General features: G+C 72.3%; 21 protein-coding genes. 8 read left to right on the top strand and 13 right to left on the bottom strand.

Features of this window, described 5'->3' with window-relative positions:
- Window positions 1–187: 187 nt before the first annotated feature.
- A complete protein-coding gene (locus tag M0M48_RS04700) occupies window positions 188–1,426 on the top strand; it encodes an HNH endonuclease signature motif containing protein (protein WP_257750252.1) in 1,239 nt (412 codons plus the stop codon).
- 27 nt (window positions 1,427–1,453) lie between these two features.
- Here M0M48_RS04700 and M0M48_RS04695 read toward each other — a convergent pair whose 3' ends face one another.
- The 8 genes from M0M48_RS04695 to M0M48_RS04660 all read right to left on the bottom strand — a co-directional run bounded on the left by M0M48_RS04695 (window position 1,454) and on the right by M0M48_RS04660 (window position 10,022).
- Window positions 1,454–2,224 carry a prepilin peptidase gene (locus tag M0M48_RS04695; RefSeq protein WP_257750251.1) on the bottom strand — a complete coding sequence of 257 codons (771 nt, stop codon included), beginning with the start codon at window positions 2,222–2,224 and terminating at the stop codon, window positions 1,454–1,456.
- Between the two features lie 32 nt (window positions 2,225–2,256).
- Entirely contained in the window at window positions 2,257–4,389 is a 2,133-nt protein-coding gene (locus M0M48_RS04690; RefSeq protein WP_257750250.1) for a hypothetical protein, read from the bottom strand.
- Window positions 4,386–5,048, bottom strand: coding sequence for a prepilin-type N-terminal cleavage/methylation domain-containing protein (locus M0M48_RS04685; RefSeq protein WP_257750249.1), 663 nt, complete (start codon window positions 5,046–5,048; stop codon window positions 4,386–4,388). Before M0M48_RS04685 ends, M0M48_RS04690 begins: the two co-directional genes overlap by 4 nt.
- A complete protein-coding gene (locus M0M48_RS04680) occupies window positions 5,039–5,521 on the bottom strand; it encodes a type IV pilus modification PilV family protein (protein WP_257750248.1) in 483 nt (160 codons plus the stop codon). The genes M0M48_RS04685 and M0M48_RS04680 overlap by 10 nt, the downstream gene beginning before the upstream one ends.
- Window positions 5,521–6,726 (bottom strand): type II secretion system F family protein, encoded by a 1,206-nt coding sequence (locus M0M48_RS04675; RefSeq protein ID WP_257750247.1) that lies wholly within the window; start codon window positions 6,724–6,726, stop codon window positions 5,521–5,523. The genes M0M48_RS04680 and M0M48_RS04675 overlap by 1 nt, the downstream gene beginning before the upstream one ends.
- 2 nt (window positions 6,727–6,728) lie before the next feature.
- Window positions 6,729–8,468 (bottom strand): GspE/PulE family protein, encoded by a 1,740-nt coding sequence (locus tag M0M48_RS04670; protein WP_257750246.1) that lies wholly within the window; start codon window positions 8,466–8,468, stop codon window positions 6,729–6,731.
- A 16-nt stretch (window positions 8,469–8,484) separates the two neighbouring features.
- Complete coding sequence (locus M0M48_RS04665) at window positions 8,485–9,585, bottom strand: type IV pilus twitching motility protein PilT (protein ID WP_257750245.1); 1,101 nt, start codon at window positions 9,583–9,585, stop codon at window positions 8,485–8,487.
- Between the two features lie 80 nt (window positions 9,586–9,665).
- On the bottom strand, window positions 9,666–10,022 hold the full coding sequence (locus M0M48_RS04660) for a type II secretion system protein (RefSeq protein ID WP_257750244.1): 357 nt from the start codon (window positions 10,020–10,022) through the stop codon (window positions 9,666–9,668).
- A gap of 242 nt (window positions 10,023–10,264) precedes the next feature.
- Between M0M48_RS04660 and M0M48_RS04655 the strand changes: the two genes are divergently transcribed.
- Entirely contained in the window at window positions 10,265–11,353 is a 1,089-nt protein-coding gene (locus M0M48_RS04655; RefSeq protein ID WP_257750243.1) for an alpha/beta fold hydrolase, read from the top strand.
- On the opposite strand, the gene M0M48_RS04650 is transcribed toward M0M48_RS04655, so the two are convergent.
- The 3 genes from M0M48_RS04650 to M0M48_RS04640 are packed head-to-tail and all read right to left on the bottom strand — an operon-like array spanning window position 11,350 to window position 14,247.
- A complete protein-coding gene (locus tag M0M48_RS04650; RefSeq protein ID WP_257759345.1) occupies window positions 11,350–12,120 on the bottom strand; it encodes an SDR family oxidoreductase in 771 nt (256 codons plus the stop codon). The genes M0M48_RS04655 and M0M48_RS04650 overlap by 4 nt on opposite strands.
- An 8-nt stretch (window positions 12,121–12,128) precedes the next feature.
- Window positions 12,129–13,760, bottom strand: coding sequence for an AMP-binding protein (locus tag M0M48_RS04645; protein ID WP_257750242.1), 1,632 nt, complete (start codon window positions 13,758–13,760; stop codon window positions 12,129–12,131).
- A 55-nt stretch (window positions 13,761–13,815) separates the two neighbouring features.
- Window positions 13,816–14,247 carry an Lrp/AsnC family transcriptional regulator gene (locus M0M48_RS04640; protein ID WP_257750241.1) on the bottom strand — a complete coding sequence of 144 codons (432 nt, stop codon included), beginning with the start codon at window positions 14,245–14,247 and terminating at the stop codon, window positions 13,816–13,818.
- Between the two features lie 90 nt (window positions 14,248–14,337).
- Here M0M48_RS04640 and M0M48_RS04635 point away from each other — a divergent pair, with 90 nt between their 5' ends.
- Window positions 14,338–15,234, top strand: coding sequence for a phenylalanine 4-monooxygenase (locus M0M48_RS04635; protein ID WP_215815455.1), 897 nt, complete (start codon window positions 14,338–14,340; stop codon window positions 15,232–15,234).
- A 36-nt stretch (window positions 15,235–15,270) separates the two neighbouring features.
- Here the strand turns inward: M0M48_RS04635 and M0M48_RS04630 are convergent, their stop codons facing one another.
- On the bottom strand, window positions 15,271–16,203 hold the full coding sequence (locus M0M48_RS04630; protein WP_215815456.1) for a LysR family transcriptional regulator: 933 nt from the start codon (window positions 16,201–16,203) through the stop codon (window positions 15,271–15,273).
- A 70-nt stretch (window positions 16,204–16,273) separates the two neighbouring features.
- On the opposite strand from M0M48_RS04630, the gene M0M48_RS04625 reads away from it, so the two are divergent.
- Together M0M48_RS04625 and M0M48_RS04620 are read left to right on the top strand one after the other, a co-directional pair.
- A complete protein-coding gene (locus M0M48_RS04625; RefSeq protein WP_257750240.1) occupies window positions 16,274–17,617 on the top strand; it encodes an FAD-dependent oxidoreductase in 1,344 nt (447 codons plus the stop codon).
- The gene (locus M0M48_RS04620) at window positions 17,614–18,564 is read left to right on the top strand and encodes a 2-hydroxyacid dehydrogenase (RefSeq protein WP_215815458.1); all 951 of its coding nucleotides are present in this window, start codon (window positions 17,614–17,616) and stop codon (window positions 18,562–18,564) included. Before M0M48_RS04625 ends, M0M48_RS04620 begins: the two co-directional genes overlap by 4 nt.
- Here the strand turns inward: M0M48_RS04620 and M0M48_RS04615 are convergent.
- The gene (locus tag M0M48_RS04615; RefSeq protein ID WP_257750239.1) at window positions 18,558–18,938 is read right to left on the bottom strand and encodes a hypothetical protein; all 381 of its coding nucleotides are present in this window, start codon (window positions 18,936–18,938) and stop codon (window positions 18,558–18,560) included. The two genes, M0M48_RS04620 and M0M48_RS04615, sit on opposite strands and share 7 nt — an antisense overlap.
- Between M0M48_RS04615 and M0M48_RS04610 the strand changes: the two genes are divergently transcribed.
- The 3 genes from M0M48_RS04610 to menC are packed head-to-tail and all read left to right on the top strand — an operon-like array spanning window position 18,937 to window position 22,009.
- Complete coding sequence (locus tag M0M48_RS04610) at window positions 18,937–20,034, top strand: M20 family metallopeptidase (RefSeq protein ID WP_257750238.1); 1,098 nt, start codon at window positions 18,937–18,939, stop codon at window positions 20,032–20,034. The two genes, M0M48_RS04615 and M0M48_RS04610, sit on opposite strands and share 2 nt — an antisense overlap.
- Window positions 20,031–20,897 carry a GNAT family N-acetyltransferase gene (locus M0M48_RS04605; RefSeq protein ID WP_257750237.1) on the top strand — a complete coding sequence of 289 codons (867 nt, stop codon included), beginning with the start codon at window positions 20,031–20,033 and terminating at the stop codon, window positions 20,895–20,897. Before M0M48_RS04610 ends, M0M48_RS04605 begins: the two co-directional genes overlap by 4 nt.
- Before the next feature lie 11 nt (window positions 20,898–20,908).
- The gene (menC, locus tag M0M48_RS04600; protein WP_257750236.1) at window positions 20,909–22,009 is read left to right on the top strand and encodes an o-succinylbenzoate synthase; all 1,101 of its coding nucleotides are present in this window, start codon (window positions 20,909–20,911) and stop codon (window positions 22,007–22,009) included.
- Window positions 22,010–22,019: the final 10 nt, after the last annotated feature.

Here is a 22,019-nt window from a genome sequence, read left to right as displayed (position 1 = left end):
GATGGTTCCGGCGCGGCCCCCTATGGTGGGTCGCCTCCCTCACAGGCACCTGCCCCGAGACGTGAGAATCCTGCCGCTGCTGTGCGGGTTCATGTCTCGAGAGGGGAAGTCCATGTCGGTCAATACCTTCACACCGGTGCACCCGGCGCCGGCTCACCCGGATCTCCCGGTGCATCCGGTGCATCCGATGCACCCGGTGCTCGCCTGTGCGAGCGCCCTGCGCAGCGCGCTGGCCGAGGTCGTCGACATCCATCCCGCCTTCATGACCACCGCCGAGAAGCAGACCGCCCTCGTCGAGCTCGCCAAGGCCGAGGCCCAGGTCACCGAGCTGCGCCTGCGCGTCTTGGCCTCGTCGGGCGAGGTCGGCGAACAGGCCGGTGCCCGCAACGCGGCCGCCTGGCTCTCCCACGAGACACGGGCCGAGCCGTCCACCGCACGCTCCGACTGGCGCCTCGCGACCTCCCTCGAGGAGCGCCCACTGGTAGCCACCGCACTGCGCACCGGCGAGGTCACGCCTGCTCAGGCCCGTGTCATCGCCGACGGCGTCGCGGATCTCCCCGAGCGCCTCGGCCCCGAGCTGCGGACGTCGGCCGAGAAGACACTGGTCGGCTACGCCGCGCACCACCGTCCGGCCGAGCTGCGCCGGCTCGCCCGCCGGATCCTCGACGTCGTCGCGCCCGAGGTCGCCGAGGCCGAGGACGGCCGCCACCTCGAGGCCGAGGAGCGCCAGGCCCGTGAGCGGGCCTCCCTCCGCTTCCAGCCGCTCGGCCGGGGCCGCACCCGTCTCGTCGGGGTCCTCCCCACCAGCGTGACCGACCGGCTGCGAACCTACCTCGACGCCTTCACCTCGCCCCGCCACATCGAGGGATCGGCCCCCAGCGAGGCCGAGCGGATCCCGCTCTACCGCAAGCGTGCCCATGCCTTCGCCGCGCTCCTCGAGAACCTCGACCCCGAGCACCTTCCCCAGCACGGCGGCGACGCCACGACCGTCGTCGTCACGCTCGGGCTCGACCAGCTCCGGGCCGAGCTCGCCTCGGCCGCGGTCGCGACCAGCGACGGCGAGGGCGAGGGCGACCTGGCGATCTCGGCAGCGCAGGCCCGGCGCCTCGCCTGCACCGCGCGCATCATCCCCGCAGTCCTCGGTACGGCGGGTGAGGTGCTCGACCTCGGCCGAGCCAGCCGCCTCTACCGTCCAGCGCAGCGCCGCGCCCTTCGCCTTCGCGACCGCGTCTGCCGCGCCGAGGGCTGCACGATCCCCTCGACCTGGTGCGAGGCCCACCACTTGGTGCCCTGGTCACAGGGCGGCCGGACCGACCTGGCCGACGGGGTCATGCTCTGCTCCTACCACCACCACCGGATCCACGATCGCGCCTTCGACCACCAGCGGCGCCCCGGCGGCGACATCCGCTTCCACCGGCGGGTCTAGGAGCCCGCGTCCCACCACGGGCCGCCCTCAGAAGCCGATGCTGTCCAGGTAGAAGTCGCCCAGGTGCCCCGCCCCCAGGATCGCCGCCCACGCCCCCAGCACCATGAACGGCCCGAACGGCAGCGCCGTCCGCCGTCCCGCGCGTCCTCCGGCCATCAGCATCATCCCGGCGACCGCCCCGAGCAGGAACCCCAGGAACGCCCCCACGAGGAACGTCCCCCAGGACAGGTACGCCGTCATCGCGCCCACCAGCCCGGACAGCTTCACGTCGCCGAAGCCCATCCCCCCGGGCGCGACGTACCAGATGACGAAGAAGAACGCGGCCAGCGCCACGGTCCCCTCGGCCGCCCGCAGCAGCGCACTCCCGTCCCCGCCCAGGAGCAGCAGCGCCCCCAGCACCGGGTACGACGGCAGCACGATCTGGTCCGGCAGCCGCTGCACGTCCAGGTCGATCAGCGCCAGCGCGATGCCCACCCCCGCGAACGCCAGGTACGCCGGCAGCAGCCGCACCCCGTCGTCGTCCCAGCCCACCCCCAGCCGCATCGCCACCAGCGCGAACGCCACGCCGGTCCCCAGCTCGACGAGCGGGTAGCGCGCACTGATCGCCGCGCCGCAGTCGAAGCACCTCCCCCGCAGCACCAGCCATCCCGCCACCGGCACGTTGTGCCGGGCCCGGATCGGGTGCCCGCACCCCGGGCACGCCGACGGCGGGCTGACCACCGACGCCCCCACCGGCACCCGGTGCGCGACGACGTTGAGGAACGACCCGACCGCCAGGCCCAGCAGGCCGGCCAGCACCGGGACGGTGACGCGGAGGACTTCCTGCTCGCTCAGCGGTTGTGGCTCCAGCTCAAGACGGTCATCTGCCGGTGCGGCGGCCCCGGCGTCCCTCCGTCGTCGAAGATCCTGACCTTCGACCTCAGGGCCAGCTCACCCCCGGTCGCACACGTGGTCCCCGGGCAGACGTAGACCTCGAGCCGCACGAGCGTCGTCTCGAAGCCGAAGCCGGGCGAGTTGTCGGGGATCTCGATGACCGGGTAGGTCTGGTCCGAGGCGCCGTTCCAGAACTGGAACTCCAGCTGCCGCGCCACGAGCCCGAACTTCATGATCTCACTCGCGAAGTTGCCCAGCAGGAGCTGCAGGTCGCCGTAGGGCACGTAGGTCGTGCCCTGAAAGTAGACCTGGACCTTGTTGTTGCCGTTCTTCATGTCGATGAACCGGCAGGTCCCGCCGGTGCCGTCGATGCAGGTGCCGCCCTGGCCGCGCAGCACCGGGACGTAGTACGTCAGGTCCAGCCGGACCATGTCGAGCGTGGTCGTCGCGGCGTTCTTCTTGGCGTTGGCCGTGTAGGCGATCGACGCACCGGGATACCCGTTGTCGTGGATCTCCTTCTGCAGGTTGTTGAGGTTCGTGCCGGTGATCGTGATGTCTGAGGTCGTCGTCGTGGCCGAGACCGGGATGTTGATCGCCGCGGTCGTGGTGGCGCCCACGGTGACCTTGGCGGTCGCCTGGGAGCTCGCGGTGCCGTCCGCGTCCTGGTGCCGCACGTGCAGCGTGGCGGCGGTGAGGATCGAGCCGGGCGGGACGGCGCTGCCGGGCGGGAACCCTTGTGCGGTGAGGGTCGTGCTCTGCGCGTTCGCCGACGTCGTCTTCCAGGTGGCCGCGTTGCCGTCGTTCGGTGCCGCGATGTCGGCGTCCGTGGCAGGCCCGGTGGTGGTCGCCCGCGTGAAGCTGCCGGCCGTGGGGACCGCGGTCGCGACCAGACCGTTGGCGTTCGTCGCGGTCGGCGTGCTGCCCGACTTGAGCCCGTAGAGCTCGATCGGCGGCCGGTCGGCGTGGTAGCTCGCGCAGAGCTCGACCTTGGAGTTCTGGTCGATGTAGATCCGGCTGTTGCCGCCGAACACGAACTGCACGCCCTGCGCGTTGACGTCGGTGATCGGGCTGCGGCAGGCGCCGGGCACGGAGACGTTGCTGGGCGGCTGCGCGATCGTGTTGTTGTTCGCGTCGACGGGGGTGCCGCCGATGACCGTCTTGCCGTTGATGGTCCAGGTGTTGCCGCTGGTCCCGTAGACGTTGCTGGGGCAGACGTTGGCGCAGCTGTCGTTGTGGAAGTCGAAGTAGTAGTTGCCCGGCTTGAACCAGGCCACCGCGCATAGGTTGGTCGCCGTGTTCAGCGTGCTGGCGTTGTCGTAGTAGCCGGGCTCGAAGACCGCGACCCCCGCGTTGCACGACGTCGGCGGCGTGCGGAGCGGCGGGATCGTGCCGCCGAGCTCGCTCGAGTAGTTCGGGTCGGCGATCGGCGAGCCCGTGTTGCAGCTCTTGGGGCTCGCCGTCACCGTCGCGTCGCACGCCCCCACCGCGCGCACGCCGCCGGCCAGCACGTTGACCGGACCCCTGACCGCCCCGTTGGAGTAGATGCCGCCGCGCACCAGCAGGCCCGGGCTCTTCGACCCCGTTGCGTCGACCGGTCCGCCGAGCGTGACGACCGCGTAGCCGGGCTTGTTCGCGTTGTTGATCGGCACCGCGGAGCCGTGCTCGCCGGTGTCGTCGTCGGGGGTGCACACGACCCGGGCGGACATCGGCTTCTGCGTCTCACCGCTCGCCTGCGGGATCAGGTTGTCGAGGACGAGGGTGTCCTTCGCGGTGGCGGTCGCGCCGCTCCCGTCGTACCCGAAGCAGCCGCTGTTGTTCGCGGTCTCGTTCGTGTAGTACCAGCCGCCGGGCTCGCCGCTGCCGACGTTGTACCCGGTCCGCAGCGCGTTGATCGCGACCTGGGCGGCCCCGTCGGCGGCGTACGACGTCCGGGCGACGTCGCGCAGGGCGACCGTCGCCCGCAGGCTGCCGTCCCCACGGGTCAGCACGAACCCGGTCACGACCGCGACCACCGTGACGATGGCCATCGCGATGATGAGCAGCGCGCCGCGGTCGTCGCGCGCCGGAAGCAGGCGGCGCAGGTGTCTCATGACTGTCTCCGTTCACCCGAGAGGGTGGCCGTGTAGGCGACGGTGCCGTGACCCTCGGGGTCGAGGACCGCGAGGTCGAGCCGCACGACCGACGGCACGTTGGCGCCGGCGCCCGTGCAGGCGACGTCGCAGGTGACGGTCGGCGGCGCGCGCAGGCTGTGCGCGACCCGGACCGTGGAGTCGATCGTGCTGCCGGTGCAGCGGACCCGGACGAGCTCGTACGCGCCTCCCGACGCGCGGGCGACATAGCTCACGGTGATCCGTGACGGCGTGGCCGTGGAGTCCGGGGTGGCGTACTCGCTCCAGGCGAGCGTGACCACGTTGGTCCCGGACGGCAGCGTGCACGCGGGGCTGACGTCCACCGACTGCTGCAGCGGGAACGACTTGGACGGTGCGTCGTAGGTGCGGACGCCGATGCTGGCGACGTCGCGCTGCCAGTACGCCGCGGCGAACTGCACGTCCTGCGACTCCGTCATCCGTGCCTGGGTGTCGACGGTCGCCTTGAAGTAGCTGATCACCACGCCGGTCAGCGCGGTGACGATGATGCCCATGATCGCCACGGTGATGACGAGCTCGATGAGCGTGAAGCCTCCGTCGCCGCTCTCCCGGCGCGGTCGCGGCCGCTGTCTCGGCCACGGCCACGAGCGGATCAGGCGCATGACGTCGCCTCCCCGCAGGCCCGGCGCACCACGATCGTCAGCCTCTCGGTCGCACGACCGTCGGCGCTGCGCATGCTGATCCGCAGCCGCTGCACGCCGCGGTCGGGGCACGATCCGCCAGTCAGGACGGAGCCGTTGCCGTCGAGCGGTTGCGCGGCGCCCTCCTGCTGCGCGGTGTAGCCGGCGGGCTCGGCGAAGCCCACCACACCGGGGGCATAGGCGGTGGCGCCGGCGCACGAGACGTAGTGGCCACTGGTGTTGAGGTAGGCCTCGATGGCCTCGGCATAGCTGCGCACGTAGGCGCCGCCGGTCGTCTGCTTGCGGTGGATGTCCGAGGTCTGCACGGTCAGCTGGAGGCCGGCCATCACCGCCACTCCGGCGATGCTGAGGATCGAGAGGGCCACGAGCGTCTCGATCAGCGTCACGCCGTCGTCGGCGCGGACCGCCGAGCGCAGAGGCCCCGGCCGGCGCATCAGACCTGCACCTGCTGGAAGATGCCGTACATCGCCGAGACCAGCGCGATGGCGACGAACCCGACGATGCCGCCCATCACGACGATGACGATCGGCTCGAACAGCGCCGTCAGCTTGGCGATCTTGTAGTCGAGCTCGTCCTCGTAGTACTCCGCGGTGACCTCGAGCTGGGTGTCCATCGAACCGGTCTCCTCACCGACCCGCAGCATGGACGTCGCGGTGCCGGGGAAGAGCTGGGTGCGGGCGAGCGGCCCGGCGAGGCCCTGGCCCTCCAGCATCTGCTCGGTCACGCCGTTGAGCCGCTTGATGAAGACCCGGTTGCGCAGCGACTCCGTCGCGACGTGGAGCGCCTCGGGCAGGTTGACGCCGGCGCCGACCATCGACGCCATGACCCGGCAGAAGCGCTCCACCAGCGCGTACTGGATGGTCGTCCCGAGGACGGGGACCTTGAGGAGGAAGGCGTCGCGGACGTACTTGCCCCGCTCGAAGCGCAGCACCAGCCAGCTGAGCAGCAGCCAGGCGCCGAGGCCCGCGAGGATCGCCCACCACCAGGTGCCGAGGAACTCGGTGAAGCCCATGAGCATCCGCGTCGGCAGCGGCAGCGTGGCGTCGAGCTCGTTGAAGAAGTCCTCGAACTTCGGGAGCACGTAGACCGCGAGCACCACGACCGTCACCACCGACATGATCGCCACCGCGATCGGGTAGATCAGCGCGGACTTGATCTTGCGCCGCGCCTCCAGGTCCCGCTCGATGTAGATGGCGAGGCGGCTGAGCACGGTGTCGAGCTCGCCGGTGAGCTCGGCGGAGCGCACGATGCCGCGGTAGAACTCCGGGAACACCTTCGGGTAGCGCTCCAGCGTGTCGGAGAAGCGCTCACCGGTCCGCAGTCCGTCCTCGATGTCGTGCATCATCCGGCGTACCGAGGAGTTCTCGCTCTCGGCACCGATCGAGTGCACCGCGTCGAGGATCGGCAGGCCCGCACGGAGGAAGGCCGCGATCTGGCGGGAGAGGTGCATGACGTGCTCGCGCTTGATCCGCGGGCCGGAGATCTCGTACTGGAGGAGGTTCTTCTTCTCCGTCACCCGGAGCTCGCGGAGGTCCCGCTGGTAGAGCGCGACCTCGGCGTCACCGCGGCTCGGGGCCTTCTGGGTTCCCTTGACGTGCTGACCTTCGAGGTCGATCCCGACGTACGCGAACTTGGGCATGGTCAGACTCCTGCGACGTAGATGGCCCGCATGACCTCGGCGGCCGTGGTGGTTCCCTCGCCGACCAGCCGGACCGCTTGCTCCTGCAGGGTGCGCATCCCCTGGCTGCGGGCGAGCTTGCGCATCTGGTCGTGGGGCGCGCGGTCGACGATCAGCTCGCGCACCTCGTCGGTGACGACGAGCATCTCGTAGACGCCGATCCGCTCCAGGTAGCCGGTGTGCGCGCAGAAGTGGCAGCCGGTCCCGTGCTGCCAGCCGCCGACGGGCTCGGTTCCGCCGAAGCTGCGGAGGAAGGCGACCTCTTCCGGCGACGGCTGGTACGGCGCCAGGCACGACGTGCAGCTGCGGCGGACCAGGCGCTGGGCGACGACCGCGGTCACCGACGAGGCGATGAGGAACGCCTCGATCCCCATGTCCAGCAGGCGGTAGAGGGCGGAGACCGCCTCGGTAGCGTGCAGCGACGAGAGCACGAAGTGGCCCGTCAGTGCGGACTGGACGGCGATCCGGGCCGTGTCGACGTCCCGGATCTCACCGACGAGGATCACGTCCGGGTCCTGGCGGAGGATGGACTTGAGACCGCCGGCGAACGTGATCCCCGCCGACTCGTTGATCTGGATCTGGTTGATCGAGTCGAAGGTGTACTCGACCGGGTCCTCGATCGTCATCAGGTTCTTCTCGGGGCTGTTCAGCTCCCCCAGCGACGCGTAGAGCGTCGTCGTCTTGCCTCCCCCGGTCGGGCCGGCGCAGATGACCATGCCGAACGGCGACCGGATGAGCTGCGAGTAGCGCTCCGCCGTCTCGGCGGGCATGCCGAGCTGCTCGAGGCGGAACAGCGGCCGGCTCTTGTCGAGGAGCCGCATGACGACCTTCTCGCCACCGATCACCGCCGTGGTGGCGACCCGGATGTCGACCTCGCGGCTGTCGATGTCCATCGTGATCTGGCCGTCCTGCGGGCGGCGCCGCTCGACGATGTTCATGCCGCCGAGGATCTTCACGCGGCTCACCAGGGCCGGCCCGATCGAGCCGGGCAGGTCGAGCACGTCGGTCAGCGCCCCGTCGATGCGGTAGCGGACCCGGACCCGCTCGCCCGACGGCTCGATGTGGATGTCGGACGCTCGGTCCCGCAGTGCCTGGGTGATGACCTTCTGGACCACCTGGACGACAGGGGCGTCGTCGTTGACGCTGATGGTGTCGAGCTGCTCGGTCTCGCGGCGGATGCCGTCGCGGGCCTCGAACGCCTGGATGTGGCCGACCACCTCGCGGGTGGCGGGGTACGCCGTCTCGATCGCCCGGCCGAGGTCGCGCCGCGTGGTCACGAGCGGCCGGAGCGGCTGCTCCAGGACCGCCGCGAGCGCCGCGACCCGCTCGGGCGCCGGGTCGAGGACGGCCACGGTGACCGTGCCGTCGTCGACGGTGATCGGCAGGGCGTCCAGGGTGATGGCCTGGTCCCGGGTCAGCAGCGCGATCGCGTCGGCGGCCGGGGTGAGCAGGCGGAAGTCCGCGAGGCCGACCTGGTGGTGGTCCGCGAGGGTGCGGGCGAGGTCGTCCTCGGTGATCGTCCCGGACGCGGTGAGCCGGGCGGCGAGCGAGCCGCCGCCGTCCTGGTTGCGCAGGGCGTCCAGCTGGTAGGGCTGCACCCGCCCGGCGCCGACGAGGATGCGGCCGAGCCGCTCGTCGTCCTCGTCGGTGCGGGCGACGGCGACCGGGGCCTCGGTCCTGCTGTGCTTGCCCTTGAGCCTCATCGGTGGCCCTCCCGCCTCACCGGCCCGCGCCGACGGCGTACCGCGGCCGGGGCTCGATGTCCTTCGGGTAGAGGCTGCGCGCGACGGCGTCCTCCTCGGTCACCACACCGCTCTGGACCAGGTGCGAGAGCGACTGCTCCAGCGTGACCATGCCGTCCCGGGCGCCCGTGACGACGGAGTTGCGCAGCTGGTGCGTCTTTCCCTCCTTGATCAGGTTGCGCACGGCGGGCGTCGCGACGAGCACCTCGTACGCCGCCACCATGCCGCCGCCGACCCGCGGGACGAGGCGCTGGTAGACGACGCAGCTGAGCGCCGCGGCGAGCTGGACGCGGATCTGCGCCTGCTGCTCGGCCGGGAACACGTCGATCATGCGGCCGAGTGACTGGGCCGTGTCGTTGGTGTGCAGTGTCGCGAAGACGAGGTGCCCCGTCTCGGCGACGGTCAGCGCGAACCCGATCGACTCCAGGTCGCGCATCTCGCCGACCAGCAGGACGTCGGGGTCCTCACGGAGGACCGAGCGCAGCGCGGCGTGGAAGCTGCCCGTGTCGGTGCCGACCTCGCGCTGGTTGACCGCGGCCAGCTTGTGGTCGTGGACGTACTCGATCGGGTCCTCGACAGTGATGATGTGGCAGCCGCGGCTGCTGTTGATCAGGTCGACGAGCGAGGCCAGCGTGGTCGACTTGCCCGACCCCGTCGGCCCCGTCATCAGGATCAGGCCCTGGTGGCGCAGCGACAGGTCGCGCAGGACCGTCGGCAGACCGAGGTCGTCCGGCGTCGGCACGGTCCGCGGGATCATCCGCAGCGCGACCGCCGTCATCCCCCGCTGGGTGAAGGCGTTGCCGCGGATACGGGCGTGCTCGCGCCAGGAGAACGAGAAGTCGTACTCGTGGCTCGACGACCACACGTCGCGCTGCTCGGGCGTGAGCACCTCGGCGAGGAGTCCGTCGGTGTCGTCGGCCGACAGCGCCGGCTGACCCGGCACAGGCGCGAGCGTCCCGTCGACCCGGATCATCGGCGGCAGGCCGACGGTGAGCATCAGGTCCGTGCCGCGGGCTTCCCACAGGACGTCGAGGAGGCGGTCGACTCGTTCGCCGATGCGAGGCAGGTGATGGAACACGGTGGGTCCCTCCGATGGTCCGAGTTCGGTGGAGGACCGCCGACGCGCGGCCGGCGGCCCTCCAGCTCGAGCGTCTGGCGCTACTCCGCCAGCCCGGCGCAGCTCGTGCCCGTGGCGGTGTACGGCGCCGCCGCACTGATGCCGGTGACGTACTTGGTGTCCGTGTCGTGGAGGAATCCCCCGCTCGCGAGGAGCGCCAGGGTCGGCGCCGGCGCGGCGCTGCCGAGCTCGGCGTAGCGGGCTTCGATGGCCGTGTTCACCGTTCGGAACTCGGTCTTGCAGGCAGCCTGCTCGCCGGTCTTGGTGATACCGCGAACAGAGAACACCACGATGCCCGCGAGGACACCGAGGATGACGATGACGATGAGCAGTTCGATGAGAGTGAAGCCGCGCTGGTCGCGGCGCGCCTCAGTGAGGCGATCGGAGAGTCGGCGCATGCCAGTAGTCCTTCGAGGATGAGAAAGGATTGGTAAGAAGGAGCAGTCCCCGAGCAACCTCATTCAGGAAACGACTCGGTTCGGGGCGCCGTCACGGCAATCCGATTTTCTTTACCCGGCGATGAGATGACGGTCCCCAACATCGGGGATAACCCCGAACCTTCGGGCGATTCGGCTGCGGGGCTTCGGTGGATCCGAGAACAATCCCGCGGACCGGTCGCGTCCTGGGCCACACTGAGCCGGTGACCACGCCGCCCCGCGCTCCCCAGGGACCGAGCAAGCAGTCCGTCGTCAACCTCTGGGACTTCCTCGTGAAGGGCGGCATCGCCGACCTGACGCGGACTCCGTCCGAGGTGATCGATACCGGGCGGACGCGCGAGCTGCATCGCTACGAGAAGGCGAAAGGCGTGCGCAGCAAGGGGATTCCCGTTCTTCTCGTGCCTCCGCTCGGGTCGCAGGCGAAGTGCTTCGACCTGCGTCGGGGGCTCTCGCTGGCCGAGGACCTGGTCGGCCGGGGGCGGCCGACGTACCTGGTGGACTACGGGCCGTTGACCGGGCGGGACCGGCTCGTGGGGATCGAGCACTTCATCAACGACGTGCTGCCGCCGGCGATCCGGAAGGTGTCGGAGGACAACGGTGGGCGCGACGTGCACCTGGTCGGATGGTGCATGGGAGGTCTCCTCGCCCTCGGTACGACGGCCGTCCACCAGGACCTGCCGATCCGGTCGGTCGGCATGGTCGCGAGCCCGTTCGACCTCTCGAAGCAGCCGTTGCTGCGGCCGGTCCAGCTCGCCGCGAAGGTCACCCGGGGGCGGGTCGTGGGCTCGGCGCTGAAGGCGGCGGGGTCGGTGCCGGCGCCGGTGGTGAGTCTGGGGTTCAAGGCGACGGCGCTGCCGACGTACCTCAAGAAGCCGCGCACGCTGTGGTCGCGGCGCGAGGACCGCGAGTTCCTCGGTCAGGTGCAGGCGGTCGACCACATCATGAACAACATGCTGGCCTATCCGGGGCGGGCGACGCTGCAGGTCTACCAGCGGCTGGCGCTGCGCAACGAGCTCGCCACCGGCAAGGTGCAAGGCCCCAACCACCTCGTCGACCTGGCGACCGTCACGGTGCCGGTGATGAACGTCGCCGGGCGGACCGACGTCCTCGTGCCGGCCGCGGCGGCGCACCACGTCGGCAGCCTGCTGCCCGCCTCACCGGACGTCCGGCTCCCGGTCGCGCCGGGCGGGCACCTCGGGGTGCTGACCGGCACGAAGGCGCCGGAGACGACGTGGGCGCTGCTGCACGAGTTCCTCGAGGCGCACGACCGCAGGCGCGCGAAGGGCCGCTAGCGCGCGGGATCGGGGCGGCGCAGGGCGCGGTCGACGACGGCCGGCAGGTGCCGGATGGCGACGGCGGCGAGCCGGCTGTCCCGCCCCGGTACGACGAGGAAGCCGCGCCGCCGCCCGAGCGCGCGGACGAGGGGGTCGGCGACCTGCGCGGGCGTCAGCGTGGCGACGCTCTCCTCGGCGGCGAGCACCTCGGCGGGCTTGTGGAGGTTCTCCTCCTCGAAGCCGGGCGTGAGCGTGTTGGGCGGGCAGAGCACCTTGACCGTGATGCCGTAGGGGCGGACCTCGCGGCGCAGCGCCTCGGAGAACCCGATCACGCCGAACTTCGTCGCGCTGTAGACCGTGTAGCCGAAGACCCCCGCCAGTCCGGCCATCGAGGACGTCGTGACGATCGTGCCGGTGCCCGCCGCACGCAGGTGCGGGAGCACCGCGCGCACGACGTTGATGGTGCCGAGGAGGTTGGTGGCGACCATGCCGGTGACGTCCTCGTCCGGCAGCTCGTCGAGGTAGCCGGGCCGGGCGTAGCCGGCCGTCGTCACCACCAGGTCGGGCACGCCGACCTCGGCGACGAGTCCGGCGACGGCGGCGTTCACGGCGTCCGGCGAGGTCACGTCGACCGCGCGGGAGCGGGCGTCCGGTCCCAGGCGCACGAGGGCGGCGGCGAGCTTGGTCTCCGACCGGGACAGCACCACGACCCGGGTGCCGGCAGCGACGAGGCGCTCGGCGACGGCGAGGCCGATGCCCTCGGAACCCCCGAAGACATAGGCGATGCGGGGCTTCAGACCGGTGCCTCCTCCTCGATCGTCCGGCGCAGCTGGAAGTGCTGGAGCTTGCCGCTCGTGTTGCGCGGCAGCGCGTCGATGAACCGGATGAGCCGAGGGTACTTGTACGGCGCGAGGGTCTGCTTGACGTGGTCCTGGAGCCGGCGCGCGGTGTCGTCGTCGGCGGTCACGCCGGGCTGCAGCACGACGAACGCGCACACGACCGAGCCTCGCTCGGCGTCCGGCGCGGCGACGACGGCCGACTCGGCGACGTCGGGGTGCTCGTCGAGCGCGGCCTCCACCTCGGGGCCGCCGATGTTGTAGCCCGCCGAGACGATCATGTTGTCGGTGCGCGTCTGGTAGGTGAAGTAGCCCTCGGCGTCGCGGACGAAGGTGTCACCGGTGACATTCCACCCGTTGCAGACGTACGCCGCCTGGCGGGCGTCGTCGAGGTAGCGGCAGCCGACCGGGCCGATGACCGCCAGCCGGCCGGGCTCCCCCGGCGGCAGCTCCTCGCCGTCGGGGCCGAGCACGGTCGCACGGAAGCCGGGCACCGCGCGGCCCGTCGTACCGGGGTGGATCTCGCCGACCGGCGCGGAGAGGTAGATGTGCAGGAACTCCGTGCCGCCGATCCCGTCGATGATCTCGAGGCCGAGCTCGTCGCGCACGTGCTCCCAGGTCTGCACCGGCAGGTGCTCCCCCGCACTCACCGCGACCCGCAGCCCGGCCAGGTCGCCGATCCGGCCCGCCCCCAGGATCCGCCGGTACGCCGTCGGCGCGGTCGCGAGCACGGTGACGCCCTCGCGCGCGACGATCTCGGCGAGCTCGAGCGGCGTCGCCGCCTCGGTGAGCAGCGCGCAGGCGCCGGCCCGGAGTGGGAAGACGACGAGCATGCCGAGCCCGAACGTGAACGCGAACGGTGCCGAGCAGGCGACCACGTCGTCGGGCCGCAGCTGCAGGACGTGGCGCCCGAAGGTGTGGTCGATGGAGAGCAGGTCGCGGTGGAAGTGGGTGGTCACCTTGGGCACGCCGGTGCTGCCGGAGGTCGGGCAGAACAGCGCGACGTCGTCGGCGGCGGTCGCGACAGCGCCGGGGTCGTCGGTGGACTGGCGGGCTGCGCGGGCGACGAGGTCGTCGGCGGTGGGGCCGCCCACGGGGACCAGCGCGAGGTCCGGGGCGGCCGCGACGACGTCGTCGGCGTACCGGTGGTCGACGAGCGCGAGCACCGGACGGGTGCGCTCGACCAGCGGGGCGATCTCGCGGGCGCGCAGGGCGGCGAACGTGGTCACCGGGATGCCCCCGGCCTTGAGGACGCCGAGCCAGGTGGCCACCGTCCAGGGGTTGTTCGGCGCGCGCAGCAGCACCCGGTTGCCGCTGCGCAGGCCGAGCTCGCCGGTCAGCACCCGGGCCACCTGGTGGGTGCGCGCCTGCAGCTCGCCGTAGGTCCACGTCTCCCCCGCCGGCGTGCGCAGCGCGGGCCGGTCGGCACCGAAGCGCTCGACGGCCCGATCGATCAGCTCGACGGCGGCGTTGAGCCGGTCGGGGTACTGCAGCTCGGGGGTGGTGAACTCCAGCACCGGCCAGAGGTCGGCGGGCGGCAGGTGGTCGCGCGCGAACGTGTCCTCGTAGCCGCTCGGCGTCAGCGTCATATTACGAGATTTGCACGATCGTTTGAGAACGTCAATAGACCTTCGGGGGGCTCGCTCAGGCCTGGCCGACGTGCTCCTCGAACACCAGGACGGTCTGGGTCGCGACCACCTCGGGCAGCGCCTGGATCCGCTCCAGGACGAGCTCGCGCAGGTGCGCCGCATCGCGCGCGCGGACCAGGATCACGCAGTCGAAGTCGCCCGCGACCAGCGCGACGTGGGCCGCCTCCTCCAGCGCCCACGCCTTCTTGCGGAACGACTTCCAGGTGTTCTGCTTGATCCGCACGTGGATGTACGCCGGCAGTCCCAGGCCCAGCGCGCCCGGGTCGACGTCGATGGTGAACCCGCGGATCACCCCGCCGTCGACGAGCCGCTTGACCCGGGCGTACGCGCTCGCGCGACTGATCCCGAGGCGCTCGGCGACCTCCCGGATCGAGGTCCGCGAGTCGGCGCGCAGGATGTCCAGGATTCCGAGGTCGACGGCGTCCATGCCGGACATCCTGGCACCGATTTGCCGTCTTGGGCAGCCATTCGTCTGACCTCGCTCGCAATTCTGTGGACCGCGTCACAGACTGCAGGCATGTTCGAGGAAGCCCAGTACTTCGCGCCCGTGACCGCCGACGAGGACGGCTCCCTCAAGGTCCACCTCGGCGCCGACCACCCCGGCTTCGCCGACCCCGCCTACCGGGCCCGCCGTGACGCGCTCGCCACGCTGGCCAACGCCTGGACGCCGGGCACCCCCGCCCCGCACGCCGACTACACCGCCGACGAGCACGAGGTCTGGCGCGTGGTCAGCGAGGCGCTCGTGACCAAGCACCGCGCCTACGCCTGCCGGGAGTTCCTCGACGGCAAGGAGTCGCTGGCCCTGCCCATCGACCACATCCCCCAGCTCGCCGAGGTCAGCGACTGGCTCGCGCCGCTGACCGGCTACCGCTACCAGCCGGCCGCCGGCCTGGTGCCGCTGCGGGAGTTCTACGGCTCGCTGGCCGACAAGGCGTTCTGGTCCACGCAGTACGTCCGGCACCACTCGGTGCCGCTCTACACCCCCGAGCCCGACGTCCTGCACGAGGTCGTCGGCCACGGCAACACCCTCGCGAACCCGCGCTTCACCGCGCTCTACGAGCTCGCCGGCCAGGCCTCGCGCCGGGTCCGCTCGGCCGACGCGCTGGAGTTCGTGAGCAAGGTCTTCTGGTTCACCCTCGAGTTCGGCATCCTCTGGGAGCGCTCCGAGCTCAAGGCCTACGGCGCGGGGATCCTCTCCTCGCCCGGCGAGATCGAGGCCTTCCGCGGCATGACGATCCGGCCCCTCGACATCGGCGAGATGGGCAGCATGACCTACGACATCACCGACTACCAGAACGTGCTCTACGTCGCCGACTCGTTCAGCCAGGTCGAGGACGTCGTCGGCTCCTTCTGGGCCGACTGCACCGACGACTCGATCGCGGCGATGATGGCGCGCCACCCGGCGCACACCTGAGCACCGGCGCGGCCAGGGCCCGGGCTAGGGCACGGGCTAGGGCTTGGCGCCCCGCGCCGCCCACGCGACGAGGTCGCGGGCCGGCCCCTCGGGCGGTTGCGGTCCGCCCTTCCAGACCGCGTGCAGGCGGCGGGTGAGGTCGAGGCCCGTCACGGTGACCCGGACCAGCCGTCCGGTGGCCAGGTCGTCACGCACGGCATGGGCACCGACGGCGGCCGGTCCAGCACCGGCCGCGACGGCGGCGCGTACCGAGGCCGTGCTGGACAGCTCGAGGGCGGGCGGCGCCTGGGGCAGCCCGGCCAGGGCGCGCTCCAGCACGGTCCGGGTGCCCGACCCCAGCTCCCGTACGACGAGCGGCGTCGCCGCGAGCGTCTCCGCGCTGACCCGGCGACGGGATCGCGACGCCCACGGGTGCCCGGGCCCGACGATCACCACGAGCTCGTCGGTGCCCACCAGCCGCCGACGCAGCCCGCGCGGGGCCTCGGGGCCCTCGACGAAGCCGAGCGCGACCTCGCCGGACGCGACGAGCTCGCTGACCCGCGCCGTGTTGGTGGCGGTCATGGTGACCTCGGTGGGCTGCAGTCCCCGCTGGACCTGGTGCGCGCGCAGACCCACCAGCCAGCCCGGCAGCAGGTGCTCGGCGATGGTCAGGCTCGCCGCGATGTCGAGGTGGCCGCGGCGGTCGGCGCGGAGCGCGGCGATACCGGCGTCCAGCTCCTGAGCGGCGTCGAGGACCCGGTCGGCCCACTGCACGACGAGCTCACCGGTCGCGGTCAGCTCGGAGCCACGCTTGCTGCGTGTCACCAGGGGCTCGCCGACGAGCGCCTCCATGGTCCGCACCCGCGAGGACGCGGCCTGCTGGGTGATGCCCAGCTCGGTCGCGGCGGCCCCCAGGGAGCCGGTCCGGGCGACGACGACGAGCAGCTCCAGCGCACGCAGGTCGGGAACATGGGGACCGAGCACAGTCACAAACTAACCTTGTGAGCACCCAACCACAACCTCGTTCTGTGAGCGGCCCGCGGCCCCCAGACTCGTCAGCATGACTCTTCGCGTCGCGATCGTGGGCGGTGGCCCGGCCGGCATCTACGCCGCCGACATCCTCACCAAGTCCGAGACCCCGGTCTCCGTCGACATCCTCGAGCGGCTGCCCGCGCCCTTCGGCCTGGTCCGCTACGGCGTCGCGCCGGACCACCCGCGGATCAAGGAGATCATCAAGGCGCTCCACCGGGTCCTGGAGAAGCCGGAGGTCCGCTTCCTCGGCAACGTCGAGTACGGCGTGGACGTCAAGCTCGAGGACCTGCGCGAGTTCTACGACGCCGTCGTCGTCTCCACCGGCGCGATGGCCGACCGCGACCTCGGCATCCCCGGCGAGGAGCACTCGCTCGGCGCGGCCGACTTCGTCTCCTGGTACGACGCGCACCCCGACGTGCCGCAGACCTGGCCCCTCGACGCGACCAGCGTCGCCGTCCTCGGCGTCGGCAACGTCGCGCTGGACGTCGCCCGGGTGCTGGCCAAGACCGGCGACGAGATGCTGGTGACCGACATCCCGCCGCACGTCCACGCGGGCCTGAAGGCCAAGACCATCACCGACGTGCACGTGTTCGCCCGGCGCGGCCCGGCGTACGCGAAGTTCTCGCCGGTCGAGCTGCGCGAGCTCAACCACTCGCCCAACGTCGAGGTCGTCGTGCACCCCGAGGGCTTCGACGTCGACGAGCACGGCATGGAGCACATCGCCCAGCACAAGGCGCAGAAGATGGTGCTCAACACGCTGACCAGCTGGGTCGGCGCGGACCCGGTCGGCAAGCCGCACCGGATCCACCTGCACTTCGCCGAGGCGCCGACCGAGATCGTCACCGACGCCGACGGCCGGGTCACCACGCTGCGCACCGAGCGCACCCACTCCCCGGACGCCGACGGCCGGGTCGAGGGCACCGGCGAGGTGACCGACTGGGACGTCCAGCAGGTCTACCGCGCGATCGGCTACCGCCGCAGCCCGCTGCCGGGGCTGCCGTTCGACGAGCGCGCCGCCGTCATCCCCAACGCGGGCGGGCGGGTGCTCGACCTCGACGGCGAGCCGATCCCCGGCACCTACGTCACCGGCTGGATCAAGCGCGGTCCCGTCGGCCTGATCGGGCACACCAAGAGCGACGCCGCCGAGACCGTCGGCCACCTCCTGGCCGACACCACGGCGACCGCGCCCTCGCGCCGTCCCGAGGACGTGGACGCCTACTTCGCCGAGCGCGACGTGGACGTCGTCACGCACACCGGGTGGGAGCGCCTGGACGCCCACGAGATCGCGCTCGGCGCGGCCCAGGAGCGGCTCCGGGTCAAGGTCGCCACCCGCGAGGAGATGCTGCGGGCGGCCTCTATGTTGGAGGGGTGAGCCGCCCCACCGTCCTCCGTGTCCCGCCCCTGAGCCCCCAGCTCCACGACGCCGTCGGCGAGCAGTACGCCGCGCTCGACCTACCCGCCGAGGGCCGTCCGGAGTTCCTGGCCGAGCACGGTGCCGAGGTCGTCGCGATCGTGTGCACCAACGGCGGCACGGTCGACGCCGGCCTGATCGGCGCACTGCCGAACCTGCGGGTGATCGCCAACCACGGGGTCGGCTACGACAACGTCGACGTGGACGCCGCGCTCTCCCGCGGGATCGCGGTCAGCAACACCCCCGGCGTGCTCGACGACGCGGTCGCGGACACGGCTCTGGCCCTGCTGCTCGCCGTACGGCGCCGGGTGGTCGTGGCCGACCTGTTCGTCCGCGCGGGCGAGTGGCAGCACGGCGAGTTCCCGCTGACCACCGAGGTCTCCGGCAGCCGGGTGGGCATCCTCGGCCTGGGCCGGATCGGCCTGGCGATCGCGAAGCGCCTCGACGCGTTCGGGTGCACCGTGAGCTACCACAACCGGCGCGAGGTGCCCGGCGTCCCCTACGCGTACGCCGCGTCCCCCGCCGCCCTCGCGGCCTCGGTCGACAACCTCGTCGCCGTCGTGCCCGGCGGCTCCTCGACCGCCGCGCTGGTCGACCGCGAGGTGCTCGACGCGCTCGGCCCCCAGGGGGTGCTCGTCAACGTCGCGCGCGGCTCGGTCGTCGACCAGGACGCGCTCGTCGCCGCGCTGGCCGAGGGCCGGCTGGGCGGCGCGGGGCTCGACGTGTTCGCCGCCGAGCCCGCCGTACCGGAGGCGCTGACCACGATGGACAACGTGGTGCTGCTCCCCCACGTCGGGTCGGCGACCCACGAGACCCGTGCCGCGATGCGGGCGCTGACGCTCGACAACCTGGCGTCCTGGCTGGCGAGCGGGACGCTGCGCACGCCCATCCCCGAGATGGCTCAGTAGCTGAACGTCGTCGCGCCCTCGTCGCCGATCCACTGCCACATCGGGATGGTGCCGCCCACCTCGGCGTTCTCGAGGAGGCGCTCGGGGTCGAGCGCCTTGGCCTGGAAGCAGATCGGGCAGACGAGGTAGCGCCCGCGAGCTTGAGCAGCTGCGGACCGGCTCCGTGCCGCGCCCAGGCGAGCCGGACGCCGTCGTCGGCGCGGCAGAACCGCACCTCCTGCGTCACGGCGGACGGCGGCTTCGCGGTGGCCACCTCGCCAGCGTAGGCCGCCCGGACGGCCGGCGTCCTTCGTCCGCGGACCCCAACCGGGCCCCCGAGTCTTGGCCGGGACGACAGCCTGCGGGCACCCCGAAGTCCCGATGCTGGTCGCCATGCACGATCTGGTGGCCGACATCGAGGAACTCGTCCGCTGCGAGTCCCCCTCGGAGGACCTCGCCGCGGTCGCCCGCAGTGCCGAGGCCGTCGCGGCCCTCGGCACCCGCCTGCTCGGCGTCGCGCCGGAGCGGATCGTGCTCGACGGCTGGACGCACCTGCGCTGGCGGTTCGGGCCGGCCGGGGCGAGCCCGCGGGTGCTGCTGCTCGGCCACCACGACACGGTCTGGCCGATCGGCTCGCTCGTGACCCACCCCGTCGGCGTGCACGACGGCGTGCTGCGCGGTCCGGGCTGCTTCGACATGAAGGCGGGCGTGGTGATGGCGTTCCACGCGGTCGCGGCGCTGCCCGAGTCCGAGCGCACCGGGATCACCATCCTGGTCACCGGCGACGAGGAGATCGGCTCGCCCTCCTCGCGCGGGCTCATCGAGAGCGAGGCGCGCGGCTGCGCGGCCGCGCTGGTGCTGGAGGCCGCCGGCCCCGGCGGGGCGCTCAAGACCGAGCGCAAGGGCGTCTCCCGGTACGACGTGCTGGTCACCGGCCGCGCGGCCCACGCCGGCCTGGAGCCCGAGCGCGGCGTCAACGCGACGATCGAGGTCGCCCACCAGGTGCACGCCGTGGCGGCGCTCGCCGACCCCGCACGCGGGACGACGGTGACACCGACCCGGCTCGACGCGGGCACCACGATCAACACGGTCCCTGCGGCGGCGGGCTTCGGGGTCGACGTACGGGTGCGCGACGAGGCGGAGCAGGACCGGGTCCACGCCGCGCTCCAGGCGCTGCGACCGGTGCTGCCGGGCGCGGACGTCGAGGTGGTCGGCGGACCGAACCGGCCGCCGCTGACCCCGAGCGCCACGCAGGACCTCTTCGACCGGGCGGCCACGATCGCCCTCGGGCTCGGCCTCGACCCGCTGACCGCGCTCGCGGTGGGCGGCGCCTCGGACGGCAACTACACCGCGGGCGTCGGCACCCCGACCCTCGACGGGCTGGGCGCGGTGGGTGGGGGCGCCCACGCCGACGACGAGCACGTGCTGGTCGCCGAGCTGGAGCGGCGTACCCGGCTGCTGACCGCGCTCGTCACGGACCTGCTCCGATGAGCACGCTGAGCGCGGCCGGCCGGGCCGCCGACGTGGCGGCCGAGGCGATCGCCGCCTCCGGCGTGGAGATCCGCACGCTCGACGACATCGCCGACCTGGAGGCGGTCCGCCGCCTCTACGAGCACATCTGGCGCACCGGCGCGAGCAACCCGCCGGTCACCGCGGACCTGCTCCGCGCGCTGGCCAAGGCCGGCAGCTACGTCAGCGGCGCGTACGACGGCGACGAGCTGGTCGGCGCGTGCTTCGGGTTCTTCGCCGCGCCCGGGACCGACGCGCTGCACAGCCACATCGCCGGCGTGCTGCCGCAGGTGCGGGCGCGCAAGGTCGGCTTCGCGCTCAAGCTGCACCAGCGCGCCTGGGCGCTGGAGCACGGCGCGAGTGCCGTCACCTGGACCTACGACCCGCTGATCCGGCGGAACTCCTGGTTCAACCTGGGCAAGCTCGCCGCCGACGCGGTGGAGTACCTCCCCGACTTCTACGGCCCGATGGACGACGACATCAACCGCGCCGACCCGACCGACCGGCTGCTCGTGCGCTGGCCGCTGCTCGCGCCGGCCGTGGCCGACGCCTGCTCCGGGACGCCGCGCACGCTCGACGCTGCCGCGCTGCGGACCGCGGGGGCGGTCGTGGCGCTGGAGACCTCGGCCGCGGGCGGGCCGATCGTGCGGCCGTCGTACGGGCGGACGGTGCTGGTCGGCGTCCCTGCCGACATCGAGGCGCTGCGCGAGCACGACGCCTCGCTCGCCGCGCAGTGGCGCGGTGCGCTGCGCGAGGTGCTCGGCGGGCTGCTCGCCGGCGGCGCGCGCGTGACGGGATTCGACCGAGAGGGCTGGTACGTCGTGGAGAGGCAGGAGACGCTGTGAGGCTGACCGGGGTGGAGATCCGGACCGTGGCGGTGCCGTTGGTGGCGCCCTTCCGGACGTCGTTCGGGACCGAGACCGTCCGCGAGGCGCTGCTCGTCCGTGCTGTGACCGAGGACGCCGAGGGCTGGGGCGAGAGCGGCGCGGGGACGGGACCGTTCTACTCCTCCGAGTACACCCACGGCGCGGCCGACGTCCTGACCCGGCACCTGGTGCCGGCGCTCGCCGGGCTGTCCGCCTCGGGCGAGCTCGACGCGCACCGGGTCGCCCCGGCGCTGGCGCACGTCAAGGGCCACCGGATGGCCAAGGCCGCCCTGGAGACCGCGATCCTCGACGCCGACCTGCGCGAGCGCGGCGAGTCGTTCGCGCACGCCCTCGGCGCGGTCCGCACGACGGTCCCGTGCGGGGTCTCGGTCGGGATCACCGAGTCGATCCCCGCGCTGCTCGACGTGGTGGCGGGCTACCTGGCCGACGGCTACCTGCGGATCAAGCTCAAGATCGAGCCCGGCTGGGACGTCGAGCCGGTGCGCGCGGTGCGGGAGCGCTTCGGGGACATCCCCCTCCAGGTGGACGCCAACACGGCGTACCGCCGCGGCGACGTGCGGCACCTGGCACAGCTCGACGCCTTCGACCTGCTCCTCCTGGAGCAGCCGCTCGACGAGGAGGACCTGCTCGGGCACGCCGAGCTCGCCCGGCAGCTCACCACCCCGATCTGCCTGGACGAGTCGATCGTCTCGGCCCGCGCAGCAGCCGACGCCATCGCGCTCGGCGCCTGCTCGATCGTCAACATCAAGCCCGGCCGGGTCGGCGGCTACCTGGAGGCCCGCCGGATCCACGACGTCTGCATCGCGCACGACGTCCCGGTGTGGTGCGGCGGGATGCTGGAGACCGGCCTGGGCCGGGCCGCCAACGTCGCGCTCGCGGCGCTGCCGGGCTTCGCGCTGCCGGGCGACACCTCCGCATCGGAGCGCTACTACGCGACCGACCTGACCGAGCCGTTCGTGCTGGAGGACGGGCACCTCGCCGTACCGACCGGGCCGGGGCTCGGCGTCACCCCGCTGCCCCACGTCCTCGACGAGGTGACGATCGCACGGGAGTGGATCCCTGTCGGTTAACGTCGGCGAC

Source organism: Pimelobacter simplex, assembly GCF_024662235.1.
Lineage (GTDB): Bacteria > Actinomycetota > Actinomycetes > Propionibacteriales > Nocardioidaceae > Nocardioides.
This window is presented reverse-complemented; position numbering and strand designations above follow the sequence as displayed.